Raw genomic sequence first — 17984 nt, forward strand, 5'->3', positions numbered from 1 at the left:
GCATCCGTCAGTTGCCGTAGAAGTTTACGGACTGCGGCGTGTACGCGGTGCCGCTGCCAATGAAGCGGCGCGTCACCTCGCGTCCACGCTCAACAGCGGCGGCTTGCCGAGCCAGTTCCAACGAGGCCGCACGGCCTTGCGTGAGCTGGAGCTGCTGGGTCTGGATGGACTGCTTGGCTTGCAGGGCGAGGAGCTGGTTAGTGGCCTGCATGGCCTGCAAGGCGCCGGTGGCCGATTGACTCTGGTCGACCAGATCGGCCAACACGCCCTCATCCTGGTTCAGATTCTGCGACACCTGAGCCTGCATGCGCATGGCGGTCTGCAAGCCCTGGAGCGTGTTTTGCCAGCGCTGGTGAGCGTCCTGAAACATCTGGTTGCCGCTCACGCTGGCGGCGTACTGATCTGGGTACAGTTGTGCGAACTGCTGATCCATGTTCTGGATGTCGAAGGCCAGCCCCCGCGCCTGGGCGATCAGTTGCCGCGTCGTGTCGAGGTTGGATCGCAGACGATTGACCACGTTGAACGGCAGGCTTGCGAGGTTGCGAGCCTCGTTCATCAACGACTGCGCTTCGTTCTGAAGCTGCCTGATCTGGTTGTTGATCTGCTCCAGCGTGTGCGCGGCAGTCAGGATGTTCTGGGCCAGATTCGTCGGGTCGATGACGACCCATTGCGCTTGGGCGACGGGTACGGCGCCGATCAAGACAGCGACAGCGACGGCAAGAAGACGTTTTTTCATGGCGAAACCTCCAGAGGTTGGAAAGCAAGGAAGGACACGGCCGAGGGAGCGGACGGCAACAGGTCGGCCGCCCAATCGAGGCCGCGGTGACGCAGCCAGGCACCTGCGAAGCCCGGTGTTCCGGCGTCGCGCAGCACGCTGTCGATGGCGCGTTGATCCTGGGATGTTGAAGCGCCCGCAAAGGCGAACGTGACCGGCCCGAGGTCAAGATCGAACAGGCGGTTGCCCAGCCGCGACTGGTAGTAGTAGTCGCGCTTGGGCTGGGCGGTGGCGACGATCTCGATTTGCCTGCTGTTCAGCCCAAAGCCCTCGTAGATCGTGCGGATCTGCGGCTCGGTGGCCTGCGGGTTGGGCAGGAAGATGCGGCTCGCGCAGCTCTCGATGATCGCGGGCGCGATGGTCGAGTCTTTGATGTCGGCCAGCGACTGCGTGGCAAAGATGACGCTGACGTTCTTCTTGCGTAGCGTCTTGAGCCATTGGCGAATGCGCGCCGCGAACACCGGGTCATCCAGGAACAGCCAGGCTTCATCGAGGATCAGCAGCGTCGGCGCGCCGTCGAAACGCTCGTCGAAGCGCGCGAACAGATAGCCCAGCACGGCTAGCACTGCGGCCTTGCTGTGTATCAGTTCCTCCATCTCGAAGCCCTGAGCGTCGCCCACGCCCAGCCGGTCGCTGTCGGCATCCAGCAGCTTGCCGTGAGCGCCGCCGAGAACGTAAGGTGCGAGCGCCTGGCGCAGCACGTTGGATTGCAGCAGCACCGACAAGCCGGTGAGCGTGCGTTGCTCCACGGGCGCGCCCGCAAGACTGCCGAGCGCCGACCAGATGGCCACCTTCTCATCGGGGCCGATTGCAATGCCTTCATGTCGCAGGCGGCCTTCAACCCACTCGGCGGCCCAGGTGCGATAGCCCTCCCGGTCGATGCGCGCGAGTGGCTGGAACGCGATTGCGCCATCGGCACCCAGGTCGTAGTGCTCGCCGCCCAGACCGAGAATGGTGGCGCGCATCGAACGCCCCATGTCGAAAGCGAAGATGCGTGAGCCGGGATAGCGGCGGAACTGCATCACCAGCGTGGCGAGCAGAACCGACTTGCCCATGCCGGTCGGGCCGGCCACCAGCGTATGCCCCACGTCACCAATGTGCGTCACCAGCCGGAACGGCGTCGCGCCCTCGGTGCGAGTGACGATCAGCGGCGGGCCGTCGAGGTGATCGTTCTTTTCCGGCCCAGCCCACACCGCAGACACCGGCATCAGGTGCGCGAGATTCAGCGTCGAGACGATGGGCTGACGAACATTGGCGTAGGCATTGCCCGGCACCGACGATAGCCAGGCCTCCACGGCGTTCAGCGTCTCCGGGATCGTCACGAAGCCACGGCCTTGGATTGCGCGCTCCACCATGCGCAGCTTTTCATCGGCCGCGTTGGCGTCGGCATCCAGCACGGTCACGGTCGCGGTGACGTAGCCGAAGGCGACCTGATCGCTGCCCAGTTCCTGCAAGGCCGCATCCGCGTCGGCAGACTTGTTGCTGGCATCGGTATCGACCAGCGGCGATTCCTGCTGAAAGATGGTTTCACGCAGCAGTGCGAGGACGTTCTTGCGCTTGGCGAACCATTGCCGGCGCAGACGGCCCAGCTCCTTCTCGGCTTCGGCCTTGTCCATGCACAGGAAGCGCGTGCTCCAGCGGTAGGCGAAGCCCAAGCGGTTGAGGTCGTCCAGAATCCCCGGCCAGGTCGAGGTCGGAAAGCCACGCACAGTGACCACGCGCAGGTGCTGGTCGCCCAGCATGGGCGCGAGGCCGCCGACCAGCGGCGCGTCGGCCAGCAATGCGTCGAGATGGAGCGGCACTTCCGGCACACCGATGCGGTAACGGCGTGTCGAAACGGTCGCATGCAGGTAGGTCAGCGTCTGGCTATCATCGAGCCAGTCGATCTCCGGCATCACACCGTCCAGCAGATCGTAGATGCGATCGGTTTCTGCAACGAAGGCCGACAGGCGTTCACGCCAGTCCACGCCCTGCGTGGGCGTGTTCTCGTAGAGCATTTTGGCCGCCCGTGCGCGGGACTCTTCGGGCGGCAGGTATTGCAGCGTGAGGTGATAGCCGCTCTCGAAGTGGTTCCCCGACTCTTCGAAGGTCGCGCGCCGCTCCTCGTCCACCAGCCACGACAAGGGCTCCGGGAAGTCCGAGTGCGGATAGTCCGCTGCAGGCCGGCGTTCGGCTTCGACGAACAGCGCCCAGCCAGAGCCGAGTCGGCGCAGTGCGTTGTTCAGCCTTGCCGTGGTGGCGATCAACTCGCCCTGCGTCGCACTGTCCAGGTCTGGCCCACGAAAGCGTGCCGTGCGCTGGAAACTGCCATCCTTGTTCAGCACGACACCTGGCGCGACCAGACCGGCCCAGGGCAACCAGTCGGCAAGCAAGGCCGGACGCTGGCGGTATTCGGCGAGGTTCAGCATGGCATGGTCCTCACACGTCCAGTAGCGGCTTGTGTTTCAGGTGCGTGGCAAACACCTGCATGAACTGTGGATCGACGCGCGCCCCCCACATCGCCAGCGAGTGGCCGACGATCCAGAGCACCAGGCCCGGAATCCACAGTTGCAGACCCAGGCCCACGGCGGCGGCCAGCGTGCCGTTGGCAATCGCCACGGTGCGCGGCGCACCGCCCAGCAGGATCGGCTCGGTCAGCGCGCGATGCAGCGGAATCTCGAAGCCCGGCAGGTCGTGGGCCGTGCTCATACGACGGCCCCGCCGGAGAAGCTGAAGAACGACAGGAAGAATGAGGACGCAGCGAACGCGATGGATAGGCCGAACACGATCTGGATCAGCTTGCGAAAGCCCCCTGACGTGTCGCCGAAGGCCAGCGCCAGTCCTGTCGAAATGATGATGATGACCGCGATGATCCGCGCCACCGGCCCCTGGATGGAGTCGAGGATGGATTGCAGCGGTCCTTCCCAGGGCATCGAGGAGCCGGCTGCCTTCGCGGTGCCGGCCATCGTCAGCATTGCGGCAGCCAGCAGCAGGCCGTGATGCGCCGGCCCGGTCAGACGGCGCAGGCGAGCGAGGATCGAAACCGGATTTACGGAAAAGCGGAAAGCATGGGCGTGCGTCATGGCAGTTCTCCAGAGTGGTTGAGGGACAGGGAAGGAACGACGGAAGAAGGCGGTAGCAGCTCTGGAAACGGCGTTTCCAGCACATCCGCCAGGCGATAGCCCGCGCCGTCGAAGCCGGCGACACGGGCGATGGTTTCAATGCGGCGCTTGCGGCCACGGCCGACGATGAACACAACGACGTTCACCGCCTCGGCGATCAGTGCGCGCGGCGGATTCACCGCGACTTCGAGAACCAATTGCTCCAGACGCAGCAGCGCGCCCAGTGCGGAGCCGGCATGAATGGTGGCGATGCCACCGGGGTGGCCGGTGCCCCAGACCTTGATGAGATCCAGAGCCTCGCCGCCGCGCACTTCGCCGACCACCACTCGGTCGGGGCGCAGCCGCATCGTGGCGCGCACCAGTTCGGTCATGGACACGACGCCCGCACGCGTCCGCAGCGGCACATGGTCGCGTGCAGCGCATTGCAGCTCGATGGTGTCTTCGAGCACCAGCACGCGGTCGCCGGTAACGGCGATCTCGGCGAGCAAGGCGTTCGCCAGCGTCGTCTTGCCGGTGCTGGTGCCGCCGGCGATCAGGATGTTCTGCCGCTCACGCACGGCATGACGCAGGAACTCGGCCTGTGGGACCGACAGGATGCCGTCGGCCACGTAGCGATCTAGGCCGATGATGTTCACGGCTCGCTTGCGCAGCGCGAAGGCTGGCCCTGGTGCGGCGGGCGGCAGGATGCCTTCGAAGCGTTCGCCCGTCTCGGGCAGCTCGGCAGTCAAGAGCGGTTGGCCGCGATGAACTTCCGCGCCGACGTGTGCTGCGACCAGCCGGATGATCCGCTCGCCATCCTCCTCGGACAGCTCCACGCCCAGTGGTGCGCGGCCGGAGGACAGGCGATCTACCCACAGTGACCGGTCGGGGTTGAGCATGATTTCCACCACGTCCGGGTCTTCCAACGCGGCGGCGATCACTGGCCCCATGGCCGTGCGCAGCATGCGGATGCGCCGGTCAAGCGATGTAATGGCGAAGCATTTGGGCAGCGCGCTCATGAGGCACGCTCCTGGGCCTCGGCCAACGCCGTCGCTTCGTCCAGCCGCGCAGTATCGGGCTGAAGTTCCTCCACCACGTCGCGCACCAGACTGCGCCCACGCGACAAGTGACGGCCGAGCTGTTCGACGAACTGCTCGAAGCGCGCCTTGCCTTGGGCGCGGGCTGCTTCCTGATGCGCCTCGGGAACCGGCGTGCTGACGGTCAGGAAGTAGCGAACGAATAGCGCCAGTGTCTCGATCTCAATGTTCTGGTCGCGCTCCAGCCGCTCGAACTGGCGTGACAGCCGATCAAGCCGCTTGGCGATAGCCGCCTCGCGTTGATCGCCCGCATCCGGCGACAGCCACGAGGCCAGTGCCGCCGCGACGATGGATGACTTGGACACGCCTTTCTTGGCGGCCAGTTCGTCCAGGCGCTTGGCGTGCTCGGGCGGAATAAAGAGGTTGAGGCGGTATTGGCTCATAGCTGGATTCCGTCGTCAGGGTCGAGGGATGCCAGTCGGGCCGTGCGTTGCATTGCCGGGTCGAGCTGGCGGGGAAGCGGAAGCGGCAAGTCGTCGTCATCCAGCAGCGCCAGGTCGTTGGCGGGCTGCTCCTGCTCGGGGTGGTACTCGGCGACTTCGGACAGCTCTGGCTGACGGCGCGGTCCACCGTCATCGACGGTGCTGGCTTCGCTGTCAGTCAAGGCGGCGGCAGGTGCGGTTGGTACCGTGGGGATCGCTAGAGCACTCCAGTCGTCGGGCTGCCGAGGCGGGGCATCGGCGTAGCGAATGGCTGCAAGTGCGGGCGGAGGCAGTACGCGCCGCTTGAAGTTCACGTCGGCGTAGTAGCGCAACTTCTTGGCCTTGATCGGTGCCACGCTGGACACCATCACGACGGCCCCGTCCGGCGGGAGTTGCATCACCTCGCCGGGTGTCAGCAATGGGCGCGCCGTCTCTTGGCGCGACACCATCAGGTGCCCAAGCCACGGTGCAAGCCGGTGCCCCGCGTAGTTGCGCTGCGCACGCAGCTCCGTGGCCGTGCCTAGCGTCTCGGAGATGCGCTTGGCGGTGCGTTCGTCGTTGGTGGCAAACGTCACCCGGACATGGCAGTTGTCGAGGATGGAATGGTTCTGGCCGTAGGCCTTGTCGATTTGATTGAGTGACTGCGCGATCAGGAAGCTGCGAATGCCGTAACCGGCCATGAACGCCAGCGCCGTCTCAAAGAAATCGAGTCGGCCCAGCGCGGGAAACTCGTCGAGCATCAACAGCAGTTTGTGCCGACGCGCGATGCCGTCGCTGCCGTCGAGCGATTCGGTCAGGCGCCGGCCGATTTGATTGAGGATCAGGCGCACCAGCGGCTTGGTGCGGCTGATGTCGGACGGCGGCACGACGAGGTACAGCGATACCGGATGCTCGGACGCGATCAGGTCGGCAATGCGCCAGTCGCAGTGCGAGGTGACTTCGGCTACCGTGGGGTCGCGGTACAGGCCGAGGAAGGACATGGCCGTGGACAGCACGCCAGAACGCTCGTTGTCCGACTTGTTCAACACCTCGCGCGCGGCCGAGGCGACGACAGGATGCGGGGCATCCCCAAGATGGCGCGTCGTCATCATCCGGTGCAGCGTCAGCTCGAACGGGCACGCCGGGTCGGACAGGAAGTTGGCGACGCCGCGCAGCGTCTTATCGTCGCCTGCGTAGAGGACGTGCAGAATGGCGCCAACCAGTAACGCGTGCGAGGTTTTTTCCCAATGGTTGCGGCGCTCCAGCGCGCCTTCGGGATCGACCAAGATGTCGGCGATGTTCTGCACGTCGCGCACTTCATGCGCACCGCGCCGGACCTCCAACAGCGGGTTGTAGGCTGCTGACTTGGGATCGGTGGGATTGAACAGCAGGCAGTGCGAGAAACGCGAGCGCCAGCCGGCGGTGATCTGCCAGTTCTCGCCTTTGATGTCGTGGACGACAGCGGACGCGGGCCAGGACAACAGCGTCGGCACCACGAGACCGACGCCCTTACCGGACCGCGTCGGCGCGAAGGTTAGGACGTGTTCCGGTCCTTCGTGCCGCAGGTACTGCCCGTCATGCAGCCCGAGAAAAACGCCGGCGGGCTGATTCAGTCCGGCTTTGCAAATGTCGGTAGCATCGGCCCAGCGCGCAGAGCCATAGGTCGTGACCAGTTTCGATTGCCGCGAACGCCACACCGACATGCCGATGGCAACCAAGACGGCGACCAGGCCGCTGCCACCTGCGATCGCGCCGCCGATGTCGAAGACATGCGGCGCGTAGGCATCGAAGAAGAACCACCACTCGAACAGCCGCCAGGGGTGATAGACCGGCATGCCGAAGAAATCGAACCAGGGCGAACCCAGGCGTACTTGATAGCCCAGGGCGGCGGCTGTCCATTGTGTGGCGCTCCACACACCGGCGATTACGATGCTAAAAACAGCAACGATCTGCCCGAACAGCACGCCTTGACCTTGCATTCTGGCCTCCGATTTCTCCCGTTTGGCAAGTGGCACGAAGACGTGCCGCAGCCATCAGGATCGGAGGCAGAACAAGGGCGGTCAAAGACCGTTATCGGGACAAAAACGCCTCAAAAAGCATCAATTCATGCAGGGGAAAAGCCAATAAAAACGCCGCAAGCAAAGGCGCATTGCGGCGTATCGAGAAAATAGGTGCATTTTCTCGGCGAGTCGTCCACGATCAGAACTTAGGTTGTTCCTTCGGCGGTGTGTATGGTGTTTTACCGTCGCCGAGAAAACGTCGATTCGTCGCTTCGGCCACTCGATTGCAGAGTTCGTCGCCGAGCTTTGCACGGTCGGTCTTGCACTGCAGGCGCAGTTCCTTCAATCGCTCTGGATTGGCGGCGAGCGATTCGACCGTTTCGGACGGTTTGGACGTGGTGGTCGTCTTGGCCGGCTCGGATTTGCCGCAGGCTATCAACATAGCAGCAAGCAGAAGCGGGATGATTTTCTTCATGGCTTGATTTCCTCGAATGGGTCAGGTTTTACTCTTGCAGCAGAAGTCTTTCCATTCGGTGGCTCAACGACATAGACCCGCTCAATGAAGCGGGCCAGAGCATCCGACGGTTCGCCACCTACACGCAGCAGGTAAGTCGTGAGCTTGTGCGAACCATCGTCCAGTGGTCGCGCCACGACATTTGGTTCACGGCTGGCGGAAATTTGCGAAGCGCCGGCCAGTCCCAATGCAAATCCTGCGGACACCAGTGTCATCATCAGGGCGAAGGAAGCAACCCGTTCGGCGATCAACGGCTCTTGATTCGTTCGGCGCAACACCCGTTCTACTTGACGTGCATGCCCCTCGCACGTGTTCGTATCGCCGAGCGCTATGGGGTAGCGCATCACCTCGTCCAGAGGCACGTGCTTGTAAGCAAGCAAAGGATGGCGTGCAGGCACTGCCACCATCAATGGATCATGCCAGATGGGTTCCGCAATGAGTTCATCGCCTACCTCATCCGATTGGGCGAATCCTATGTCATACAGATCGTCGTGCAGCCCCTTGATCTGCTGCGACAAGGGTATCTCGGACAGACGAATTTCGATTTCAGGCTCCTCCTGTCTACAGAGCGCCAAGAGCGCAGAGAAGCACGATGACGTGATGCCGTCAGACAAAGCAATGCGTAACTGGCCGTGAAAACCATTGGCGGCTGCCTTCGCACTCTCCCGTGCCTGCTGCAAGGAGGCAAAGACGCGAGGCATGTGTTCCAAGAACATCCGGCCTGCGCGCGTCAGTCGAGTGCTGCGCGTGGTTCGCACGAAAAGCTGGGCGCCTAAGTCTTCCTCCAGCTCCTTGATGGCTCTCGACAGAGGTGACTGTTCAATATGCAGTCGCTCCGCTGCACGAGCGAAATGAAGCTCTTCGGCAACTGCGACGAAACAACGGAGATGTCGTAATTCCATTGTTCCTCCGCGCTTTCAATAAGAATTGACGCCTACGGCGAGGATCTGGATCAGGACATCATCGTCAGGCAGCTTGCGCTCTGATAGCGCATTGCAAGTCTTTGCTGTTGGGGTAAGAGCATTCATGGCTCACTCCGCTAAAAATGCCAACGTCTTGGATACGAAGTCGGCGTGATACTGAAAGATGCCCCCGTGCCCAGCGTCTTCGTAGATGACGAGCTGCGCATGGGGAATACGACGGGCCATGTCATGGCTCAGTGCGGTGGGCACCATGATGTCGTTGTCCCCATTGGCGATCAGGACAGGCATGCGCAGTCGGGCGAGGTCCTGCGGCGCTTGCTGGCCCCAGGCCTTGATCGCCTTGAGCTGGCGCAGAAAAGCGCTAGGCGTCGGTCCTTTGTCACGGTCAACTTTGCGTTCTTTGAGCCGATCAAGGAACGCGCTTGCGGCGCGCCGACCGTTAGTCGTCGATGTGAAAAACAGGTAGAACTTTGGATCGCGAAGCGTGAACAGGCCCTTGAGCATCAGCGGCCAAGACACCGCACCCACCTGGTCGATGCCCTGACCACCAGCAGGACCAGAACCAGTGAGGATGAGCTTGCATACGAGGTTCGACGCCTTCAGCGCCACGTCCTGCGCCACGAAGCCGCCGAACGAAAAACCGAGCAGATTGACCTGACCGAAACCCAGTGCGCGGATCAGCGCGATGGTGTCGCGCGCCATCTCGTCTACGGTCACTGGCGCGGTGCCGGTGGATGAGCCTATTCCGCGGTAGTCGATGGCGATGACGCGATGGCTGCGGGCCAAGCCATCGACGATGCGCGGGTCGAAGTTGTCCAGCACTGCGCCCCAGTGGTTGAGAAGGACCAAGGGTACGCCGGTGCGTGGGCCGACGTCTCGATAGGCGAAGGCAGTCCCCCCGGCATTGACCAAACGGTTCTGCGCATGGATGTAGGACGTGCCCGATTCACTGCGCGCGTCGGAACGGTTCATCGTTTTCTCCTGAGGGCGGTCATCAGGCATTGACATCGACAACGGTGCGGCCCCGAACCTGGCCTTGGAGCACCTTACTAGCCAGGCCCGGCACCTCTGCCAGGCCGACCATCTGCGTTGCGCGTGCGAGCTTGCCTAGATCCAGGTCAGTGGCCAGACGTGCCCATGCCTGTAACCGCACTTCCTGCGGCGCGTTGACCGAGTCGATGCCGGCTAGGGTCACGTTGCGCCGAATGAAGGGGAATACTGAGCCGGGCAGGTCCGCGCCCTGTGCGAGCCCGAAGGCCGCCACCGCGCCACGGTAGCGGGTCTGCGCAAGTACGTTGGCCAGCGTGTGACTACCCACAGAGTCAATCGCACCGGCCCAGAGCTCCTTTGCGATCGGTGCGCCCGGCTCAGACAGCGTGCGGCGGTCGATGATTTCGGCAGCACCCAGCTCGCGCAGGTAGTCGGTCTCCTCCATCCGTCCGGTCGAGGCGACCACCTGATAACCCAGCTTGGACAGCAAAGCGATAGCAATGGAACCGGCACCTCCACCAGCCCCGGTCACCAACACGTCCCCTTTGTCCGGCGTCACTCCCGCATGCTCCAGCGCGAGCACGGACAGCATCGCGGTATATCCCGCCGTGCCGATGGCCATGGCATCGCACGTCGAAAACACGGCCGGCAGCTTGACCAGCCAGTCACCGCTGACGCGTGCCTTCTGCGCGAAGCCGCCATGGTGGGTCTGACTCAGGCCCCAACCGTTGGCAACCACACGGTCGCCCACCTCGAATCCAGAGTGCGACGAGGCTTCCACGATGCCCGAGAAGTCGATGCCTGGAATCAGCGGGAACTGTCGGATCACCGGCGCGCGGCCGCTGATCGCCACCGCGTCCTTGTAGTTCACCGTCGAATAATCGATCACCACGGTAACGTTGCCCGGCATCAGGTCGGCTTCATCGAAGTCGACCAAGGCGGTGGAAATCGCGTCGCCCGTTTTAGTGGTCAGCAGCGCCTTGAAGGTCATAGTGATTTCTCCTCTTTGTGTTTACGGATTCATTGGATTGGGTCGTAGATCGATACATGTGATATTCATCGTGAATAGGCTCTTGGATCGCTATGCCGCGCTATTGCGGCAGATCGAGCAGCGGAAATACATGCCCCACCTTCACGAGCGCAAAGAAGCCTGCGAACTGGACCGTAGGCGCGGACCAGCTTGCAACCATTTTTTGTGCGAAGAGCTGCAGAGCCAGCGCTGGCAGGCGCAGGCCCATTCTCTTTTTTACTTGGCTTGTGCGGCCAACTTCGCCATCAAGGCCTTGCCGAAGGCGTCAGCGGACAGTGGCTGTTGACCGGTGATCAGTTCACGATCGACCACGACGTTGGGCTGCCAATCTGCATTGTTCTGAATAGTGGCACCGGCTGCGGCCAAAGCTGCGTCCGGATAGAAAAGGACCTGACCGCCGAGCTGTGCGTTACCTTCTATCTGCTTTTCCTCGGAGGTTGCGAAGACGCTTACCTTGTAGCCAGCATACGTCCAGCCCTGAGAAAGGCTCTTGGTTGCAGCAGTATCGCCTGCGATGAGGGCAGACTGAAACTTGGCTGCCTGGGGCAGAGTGGCCAGAAGAGCGATTGGTCCGTGGCAGATGATCGCTGTAGGCTTCGCTGCCGCGTGGAAGTTTTTCAGAATGGTGCCGAGCGACTGGTCCTTCAGCAGGTCTTGCATAGGCGCATGGCCACCCGGAATGAACACCGCGGCATAGCCGCTAGCGCCTTCCGCAGCAACAGATGCCAATGTTTTGGGCTTCTTCAACGCATCGAACTTCTCAACGAAGGAGAGTGCGTCTTCGCGCTTCGCATCATTGCCTCCGAAGTAATTTTTGTTGTTTGAATTCGCGTCCATTTGAGGTGTGTCGCCCTTGGGGTTGGCGAACACCGGGGTGTACCCCGCCTCGACCAGCATCTGCAACGGTACGGCAAGTTCATTAAGGAAGTAGCCTGTTTTGTACTGCTTGCCGTCGCGAAGTTCGAGCTCATGGGCGCTCGACATCACTACAAGGACCTTGCCCTTAGTAGCCGCAGACACGCCGGCCGGCATGAGGCTGGCCGTGGCCGCAAGCGCAATGGACATGAGCGCGGTTTTGAAAGTATTCATATTGAAAGTCATATTGGTTCCTTTAGTCATTCGTGAGGTTGAGGTGGATTGGTAATCAGAGGATGGTTGATGCTTAACCGGCGAGCGTCGGATAGTCGGTGTAACCCGCTGCACCGGGCGAGTAGAAAGTGCTGGCATCGGGTGCGTTGAGCGGTGCGCCGGCTTTAATGCGCGCCGGCAGATCCGGGTTCGCCAGGAAGCTGGTGCCAAACGCCACGGCGTCCAGCTTGCCGTCCTCGATCGCCTGCGCAGCCTCGTCGGCGCTGTAGCCCATGTTGCCAATCAGTACGCCCTTGTAGTGTTCACGGGCTACTGTCAGCACGTCACCCTTCTGCACCTGGAAAGGATCCCCGCGCAGCAGGTGCAGATAGGCCAGCTTGTAGGTGTTCAGACGCTCAGCCAGAAAAGCGGTCAACGCGATCGGGTTGCTGTCCTTCATGCTGTTGTAGCTGTTCAAGGGCGAGATACGCACACCGACTCGGTCGGCGCCAATGGCGGTGGTGACCGCGTCCAGCACTTCGAACAGGAAGCGCGCACGGTTTTCCAGGGAGCCGCCATAGCTGTCCGTGCGGTCATTCACGCCGTCGCGCAGGAACTGGTCGATCAGATAACCATTTGCGCCGTGTACTTCCACGCCGTCAAAACCGGCTTCGATGGCGTTCTTGGCGGCCTGGGCGTAGGCGGCCACGATGGCGGGGATTTCGTTGATCGCCAGCGCTCGTGGCACTGCGTTCGGCAGCTTGCCTTGAGGCGTGTTTACTTCACCGTCGATGGCCTTGGCACTGGAGGACACCACCACCGGCTCGGCATTCATAGCCGGATGGGCGGCGCGGCCGGCGTGCCAGATTTGCAGGAAGATGCGGCCACCCTTGGCATGGACGGCGGAAGTGACTTCCTTCCAGCCCTCGATTTGCTCAGCGGAATAAATACCGGGCTCAGCCGCAAAGACCGTCGATGTCTGAGGCATCACCATGGTGCATTCGGTGATCAGCAGGCCCCCGGTCGCACGCTGTGCGTAGTACTCGGCCATCAATGTGTTGGGCAGGTGCTCTCTGCCTGCCCGCGCGCGCGTCAGCGGTGCAAGCAGGATGCGGTTAGGAAGGGTGATGGAGCCGACCTGTAGAGTTTTGAAAAGCATGGTGACCTGCCCCCAGACTTAGTACGGCACCGACATAGAGTCCAGGGTTAAAAACCGTTGTTGCCGATGCGCCTGAGCAAACTGCTCCGGCGTTAAGTATCCCAGCGCGCTATGCGGGCGTTCGGTGTTGTACTCGACGCGCCAGTCTTCGATCAAGGATTTGGCTTGGCGCAGCGACATGAACCAATGCTCATTCAGGCATTCATCGCGGAATTTTCCGTTGAAGCTCTCGATGTATGCATTCTCCACGGGCTTGCCTGGTCTGATGAACGACAGCTTCACGCCGACCTGATAGGCCCAAGCATCCAAGGCCCTGCCAGCAAACTCTGGGCCGTTGTCCACGGTGATGGATTTGGGCAGCCCACGCAGTTCCGCGAGCCGTTGCAGCACCTGCGCTACCCGTAATCCCGGCAGTGAGGTATCGACCTCGATGGCAAGACACTCGCGCGTGTAGTCATCGACGATGTTCAAGCACCGGAACCTGCGGCCATAGGCCAGACCGTCGGACACGAAGTCCATCGACCAGCTCTGATTCGGCGCCGTCGCAACGGGACGAACTACCCGTTCTGCGGGAGCGATGCGCTTGCGGCGACGCTTACGAACGCTCAAGCCGGCTTGGCTGTAAAGCCGCCAGACCCGCTTGTGATTCGTCTGCCAGCCTTCACGGCGAAGCAGAATATGGATGCGCCGATAGCCGTAGCGTCGCTTGAGCGCTGCCATCTCCTTCATGCGCTCGGTCAATGCCGCGTCGCCCGTACGCTTACTTTCATAAGCGAACAGCGACCGGGAAATGCCTACCAGCCCGCAGGCCCGGGTGATACCCATGCCGCGCTCGGTCATCAACGTTTTGACCGCTTCGCGTTTGGCCTGCGGGCTTGCTACTTTCGGCTCAAAAGGTCCTGAAGCGCAGCCTTGTCCAGCATCGATTCAGCCAACAGCTTCTTGAGCTTGTTGTTCTCTTGCTCCAGCTCCTTCAGTCGCTGGGCGTCCGAGACGGTCATACCGCCGAACTTCGCCTTCCAGTTAATGGGATGGACTGCCCCCGAAGGGGTATCGTGCTAATGACTCATCTCGTGTTCGGAGGCCATCATGGCAATCTCTTTTCTCGGAATCGATGTGGCAAAAAATGTGTTCCAACTGCACGGCGTCGACGCGTCTGGGAAAATCATGCTACGACGCCGTGTCGCGCGGTCGCAACTCATGGAAGCTGTTCTGAGGCTCACGCCGTGCACCATCGGCATGGAGGCATGTGGTAGCGCCCACCACTGGGCCAGGGAGTTCGCGAAGCTGGGCCACGCGGTTCGGTTGATCAGTCCGCAGTTCGTCAAACCCTTCGTCAAGGGAAACAAAACCGACAGCAATGATGCAGAGGCCATATGCGAGGCATTACAACGCCCCTCAATGCGATTTGTTCCCGTAAAGTCTGTTGAGCAGCAGGATGTTCAAAGTCTGCATCGTGCTCGCAGTCGCTTGGTCAACAATCGAACTGGCTTGGTAAGCCAAATGAGAGGCATCTTGGCCGAGCGTGGCATCGTGTTTGCTCAGTCAATCACGCGGGCGCGTCGGGAGATTCCAACTATTGTTGCTGACACCGGCAATGCGCTCACACCGCTCGCGCGAGAAATGCTGTCCGATCTTATGGACCAGTTGCGTGAGCTTGACGGTCGAATCTCCGGTTTTGACAAGCGCATTGATGCGGTCTTCAAGGCCAGTGAAACGTGCCAGCGCATCGCGAAGATCGAAGGCGTCGGCCCCAAAACGGCCACCGCCATTGTGGCCGCTGTCTCGGACCCCAAAGACTTCAAAAACGGGCGTCATTTCTCCGCATGGCTGGGCTTGGTGCCTCGCCAGTGCTCAAGCGGCGACAAAACGAGACTCCAGGGAATCAGCAAACGCGGCGATCGACATCTGCGAACACTACTGATTCATGGCGCACGTGCGGTACTTCGAACTGCCCCCACCAAACAGGATAAAAAGCATACCTGGGCTTTGGCGCTTCAACAGCGGCGTGGCGCAAATCGTGCGATCGTCGCAATGGCCAACAAGATGGCTCGTACCATCTGGGCCATACTCGCCTCAGGCCAGCCTTACCGTCCTGCGTAACATTACCTCCACCGACGATGCGTTGATGATTGACAGTGGCACACCGGTCGATCCGGCGAGCAGGGAACCTGATTTTTATGACGGCCCTTGAGGTCTTCCAGTTGTTGAGGCCTGTTCGTGCGGATTTCCAGTTAGGCGCAGGACTTTTCCATGACGCCGGATATATGTACGCAATCGACTCCCGTGCTAATCAAAACATCAACTTGCTATCTAGGGCAGTCCATATATGTAGTAAGTGGCCTCCGAGATCCCGTGCTTGCGGCACAGTTCGGCCACCTTGGCCCCTGCCTCGGCCTCCTTCAGCACCCCGATGATCTGTTCTTCTGTAAATCGTTTCTTCATTGCCGTTCCTTTGTGAACGGACTCTACATCGATTTCGTACTAACCACGGGGAGCAGGTCAATGGGTATCTACCTATTTTTGTGAATGATTAGGGTTGAAAACGGCGGCAAACATGCTGCGTGTTGCCGCCGGGGATGACTGAAAAATTCGGCTAAACGCTTAAAAGGTGTCCAGGCGCGCTGGTCAAGCGGCTTTGTACCGGGGCGCGGGCTTGCTGGTCTGCGTTGCGCCGAATACGGTGCCGCGTGCGGCGTCGTAGTTTTCCCACTGGGCCGCATCGTGCAAGGACGGCAAGGTGACCAGCTCTCCCTGGTCGAAGCCTGCCAGTGCGGCGTCCACCAGGTTATCGGTGGTCATCACGGCTTGCTGGTCCAACGCCGCCAACGGAATGCCGGATTGGTCCCAGATTTCGGTCGCGGTGGATGCCGGAAGCACCACTTGGACCCGCACCCCGGTACCTTCCAGCTCTTGCTGCAGCCCGCGGCTGAAATTCAGCACAAAGCCCTTGGTGCCGCTGTAGACCGAGCTGACTGGCAGCGCGTGCAAGGCCAGCACGGACGCGATGTTGATGATCGCCCCCTGTCCGCGCGACTTGAACGCCGGCAGCACGACATGGGTGAGGCGGACCAGCGCGGTAATGTTCAGCGCGATTTGCGACAGCGAGTCTTCCACTGGAGCATCTGCAAGAGGGCGCAGTCGTGCCAGGCCGGCGTTGTTCACCAGCACCTGAATGGCCGGGTTGTTCGCCAACTCCTGCTCCACCCGTGCCAGATCGGCTGGATTGGTGAGGTCGGCGGTGATCAGCTCCACTTTGACGCCGTGCGTGCGGGTGAGCTGCTCCGACAGGGTTTTGAGTCGATCGGTGCGCCGCGCTACCAGGACAAGGTCGTAGCCCCGCCGTGCCAGTCGGTCTGCGTAGCCGGCGCCAATGCCGGAGGATGCGCCCGTGACAACGGCGACTTTTTTGAGATTGGAAGTAGACATGACGAACCTTTCTGGAGTTAAGTTGAGTGCTCAACTATATCACATGTTGAGTGCTCAACTATGATAAAATTTGAGCACTCAAGCGAACTAAGTGCCCATCTCAGGGAAAATCCTTTTATGAAGCGACAATCTGCTATATGTCGAACCAGCCTGTGACCGCCCCTCTCAGACTTCCTGCGCCTACGAAAGAGAGGATCTGGGCGATTTGCCGTGCACGCACACTGCGATTCGGCGCGCTGCCCGCCGGCTGGCATATCTTTACGACGAGGCGATGGAGTGTGTGGGCCTGAAGTCAACCCAGGTCGCGCTGGTGGGCGCTATCGACCAGATGACCGATCCTCAAACCGCACTGGGCCCCACTCTGCATGAATTGGCCAGCGGGCTCACCATCCAGATATCAGCCCTAACCCATGCCCTGCGACCGCTGGTGAGGGACGGGCTCGTTGAATTGCTGCCAGACGCCAACGACAAGCGCACGAAGCGCAGCGTCCTTACCGCTCAGGGCAAGGCCCGCATTAAGCAGGCAGTGCAAGCTTGGTCCACCGTTAACCACCGTGTCGAAGAAGTGCTGGGGCCGGACTCTGCTACTTTGCTACGGGAGCTGGCCGACCACATCGCATCGGATGGCTTTTTGCAGGCCTACCGGGGGGGCGGTGCGGACGCGCAGGCCCGTCCGATTTCTGCCGGCCAGAATGAGATTTGCGATGTGAATGCACCGCTGACGTAGATGCAATTTCGCAAGAGGCAACAGACGACGCCCTTGCCGCGCTAGGGCATAGCCGCAAGGTGGCGCTCTCGACAGCATCCTTCCTGCTGGTGCTTGTAGTAAGCGCCTTGCACGCTGGACGCGTTTTATGTATGATGATCATCATGCGAAAATCACCTAACATCCGAACCGCAGCCAAAGAGGCGTCACACGAGCGTATCGTTCGCGCTGCCGCGCGAGCCATCCGGCGGAGCGGCTATGGCGGTACGGGCGTTGCCGACATCATGAAGGAGGCCGGCCTGACGCATGGCGCCTTCTACGCGCACTTTCCATCGCGTGAGGCCATGTTGGCGGAGGCAGCTGATCAGGCAAGTGCCGAATCCAACGCCGTGGCGGCGAGTGTCCTCGCCGCCGTTCCGCCGGAACAGGCGTTGCGAGCGCTAATTCAAGTCTATCTTTCAAAAGAGCATTTGGAGGGTATTGAGACGGGTTGCCCGATCTCAGCACTCGGATCTGAAATGCCGCGCCAATCGCCGGAGGTGCGTCGCGTGGCAACACGACGGATCAAGGAGATGATCGATGTTGTGGCTCGCCAATTGCCGGATTGGGGACAACCCAGCGCGCATGAGCGCGCACTGTTTACCGTGGCAACCATGGTCGGCACCTTAGTGCTTGCCCGTGCTGTCGATGAGCCTGCGTTGTCCGAGGCGCTGTGTCGTGCAGCATTGAAGAACTTGGCCCCATCGGGAGCTTGAATTCATCTACCAATGTTTTTCGCTCGCCAATACATATGATGAATATCATGCAAAATA

19 protein-coding genes and 1 pseudogene are annotated in these 17984 nt (G+C 61.3%); 3 read left to right on the forward strand and 17 right to left on the reverse strand.

Annotated elements, in window-relative coordinates; all coding sequences use genetic code 11:
- Window positions 1-7: 7 nt before the first annotated feature.
- The 15 genes from trbJ to OYT13_RS17175 all read right to left on the reverse strand — a co-directional run bounded on the left by trbJ (window position 8) and on the right by OYT13_RS17175 (window position 14038).
- Window positions 8-736 (reverse strand): P-type conjugative transfer protein TrbJ, encoded by a 729-nt coding sequence (gene trbJ, locus OYT13_RS17105; RefSeq protein ID WP_247561212.1) that lies wholly within the window; start codon window positions 734-736, stop codon window positions 8-10.
- On the reverse strand, window positions 733-3183 hold the full coding sequence (gene trbE / locus OYT13_RS17110; protein ID WP_247561214.1) for a conjugal transfer protein TrbE: 2451 nt from the start codon (window positions 3181-3183) through the stop codon (window positions 733-735). The genes trbJ and trbE overlap by 4 nt, the downstream gene beginning before the upstream one ends.
- 10 nt (window positions 3184-3193) lie before the next feature.
- Entirely contained in the window at window positions 3194-3463 is a 270-nt protein-coding gene (locus OYT13_RS17115) for a VirB3 family type IV secretion system protein (protein ID WP_247561216.1), read from the reverse strand.
- Window positions 3460-3837, reverse strand: coding sequence for a TrbC/VirB2 family protein (locus OYT13_RS17120; protein ID WP_247561218.1), 378 nt, complete (start codon window positions 3835-3837; stop codon window positions 3460-3462). Before OYT13_RS17120 ends, OYT13_RS17115 begins: the two co-directional genes overlap by 4 nt.
- Window positions 3834-4874, reverse strand: a complete 1041-nt coding sequence (gene trbB / locus OYT13_RS17125) for a P-type conjugative transfer ATPase TrbB (protein ID WP_247561221.1) — start codon at window positions 4872-4874, stop codon at window positions 3834-3836. Before trbB ends, OYT13_RS17120 begins: the two co-directional genes overlap by 4 nt.
- The gene (locus tag OYT13_RS17130) at window positions 4871-5335 is read right to left on the reverse strand and encodes a CopG family transcriptional regulator (protein WP_247561223.1); all 465 of its coding nucleotides are present in this window, start codon (window positions 5333-5335) and stop codon (window positions 4871-4873) included. The genes trbB and OYT13_RS17130 overlap by 4 nt, the downstream gene beginning before the upstream one ends.
- A complete protein-coding gene (locus OYT13_RS17135; protein WP_247561225.1) occupies window positions 5332-7332 on the reverse strand; it encodes a conjugal transfer protein TraG in 2001 nt (666 codons plus the stop codon). Before OYT13_RS17135 ends, OYT13_RS17130 begins: the two co-directional genes overlap by 4 nt.
- A gap of 220 nt (window positions 7333-7552) precedes the next feature.
- Complete coding sequence (locus OYT13_RS17140) at window positions 7553-7828, reverse strand: EexN family lipoprotein (protein ID WP_247561227.1); 276 nt, start codon at window positions 7826-7828, stop codon at window positions 7553-7555.
- Entirely contained in the window at window positions 7825-8769 is a 945-nt protein-coding gene (locus tag OYT13_RS17145) for a LysR family transcriptional regulator (protein WP_247561229.1), read from the reverse strand. The genes OYT13_RS17140 and OYT13_RS17145 overlap by 4 nt, the downstream gene beginning before the upstream one ends.
- Window positions 8770-8898: 129 nt before the next feature.
- On the reverse strand, window positions 8899-9762 hold the full coding sequence (locus OYT13_RS17150) for an alpha/beta fold hydrolase (protein ID WP_247561231.1): 864 nt from the start codon (window positions 9760-9762) through the stop codon (window positions 8899-8901).
- A gap of 22 nt (window positions 9763-9784) precedes the next feature.
- The gene (acuI, locus tag OYT13_RS17155; protein ID WP_247561233.1) at window positions 9785-10771 is read right to left on the reverse strand and encodes an acrylyl-CoA reductase (NADPH); all 987 of its coding nucleotides are present in this window, start codon (window positions 10769-10771) and stop codon (window positions 9785-9787) included.
- Window positions 10772-11026: 255 nt separating this feature from the next.
- On the reverse strand, window positions 11027-11911 hold the full coding sequence (locus OYT13_RS17160; protein WP_247561237.1) for a type 1 glutamine amidotransferase domain-containing protein: 885 nt from the start codon (window positions 11909-11911) through the stop codon (window positions 11027-11029).
- A gap of 61 nt (window positions 11912-11972) precedes the next feature.
- Window positions 11973-13037, reverse strand: coding sequence for an alkene reductase (locus tag OYT13_RS17165; RefSeq protein WP_247561238.1), 1065 nt, complete (start codon window positions 13035-13037; stop codon window positions 11973-11975).
- An 18-nt stretch (window positions 13038-13055) separates the two neighbouring features.
- Window positions 13056-13877 carry an IS3 family transposase gene (locus tag OYT13_RS17170; RefSeq protein WP_268566699.1) on the reverse strand — a complete coding sequence of 274 codons (822 nt, stop codon included), beginning with the start codon at window positions 13875-13877 and terminating at the stop codon, window positions 13056-13058.
- Between the two features lie 38 nt (window positions 13878-13915).
- Entirely contained in the window at window positions 13916-14038 is a 123-nt protein-coding gene (locus tag OYT13_RS17175) for a hypothetical protein (RefSeq protein WP_268566700.1), read from the reverse strand.
- A gap of 88 nt (window positions 14039-14126) precedes the next feature.
- Here OYT13_RS17175 and OYT13_RS17180 point away from each other — a divergent pair, with 88 nt between their 5' ends.
- On the forward strand, window positions 14127-15140 hold the full coding sequence (locus OYT13_RS17180; RefSeq protein ID WP_268566701.1) for an IS110 family transposase: 1014 nt from the start codon (window positions 14127-14129) through the stop codon (window positions 15138-15140).
- Window positions 15141-15368: 228 nt separating this feature from the next.
- On the opposite strand, the pseudogene OYT13_RS17185 reads toward OYT13_RS17180, so the two are convergent.
- Window positions 15369-15482 (reverse strand): annotated as a pseudogene (locus OYT13_RS17185) (transposase); the annotation flags it as partial.
- A 183-nt stretch (window positions 15483-15665) separates the two neighbouring features.
- Complete coding sequence (locus tag OYT13_RS17190; protein ID WP_247561240.1) at window positions 15666-16466, reverse strand: SDR family NAD(P)-dependent oxidoreductase; 801 nt, start codon at window positions 16464-16466, stop codon at window positions 15666-15668.
- 280 nt (window positions 16467-16746) lie between these two features.
- Here OYT13_RS17190 and OYT13_RS17195 point away from each other — a divergent pair, with 280 nt between their 5' ends.
- Complete coding sequence (locus tag OYT13_RS17195) at window positions 16747-17193, forward strand: MarR family winged helix-turn-helix transcriptional regulator (RefSeq protein ID WP_268566702.1); 447 nt, start codon at window positions 16747-16749, stop codon at window positions 17191-17193.
- Between the two features lie 131 nt (window positions 17194-17324).
- Window positions 17325-17927 (forward strand): TetR/AcrR family transcriptional regulator, encoded by a 603-nt coding sequence (locus OYT13_RS17200; protein WP_247561244.1) that lies wholly within the window; start codon window positions 17325-17327, stop codon window positions 17925-17927.
- Window positions 17928-17984: the final 57 nt, after the last annotated feature.

It is taken from the genome of Pandoraea sp. XJJ-1 (assembly GCF_026802345.1).
Lineage (GTDB): Bacteria > Pseudomonadota > Gammaproteobacteria > Burkholderiales > Burkholderiaceae > Pandoraea > Pandoraea cepalis.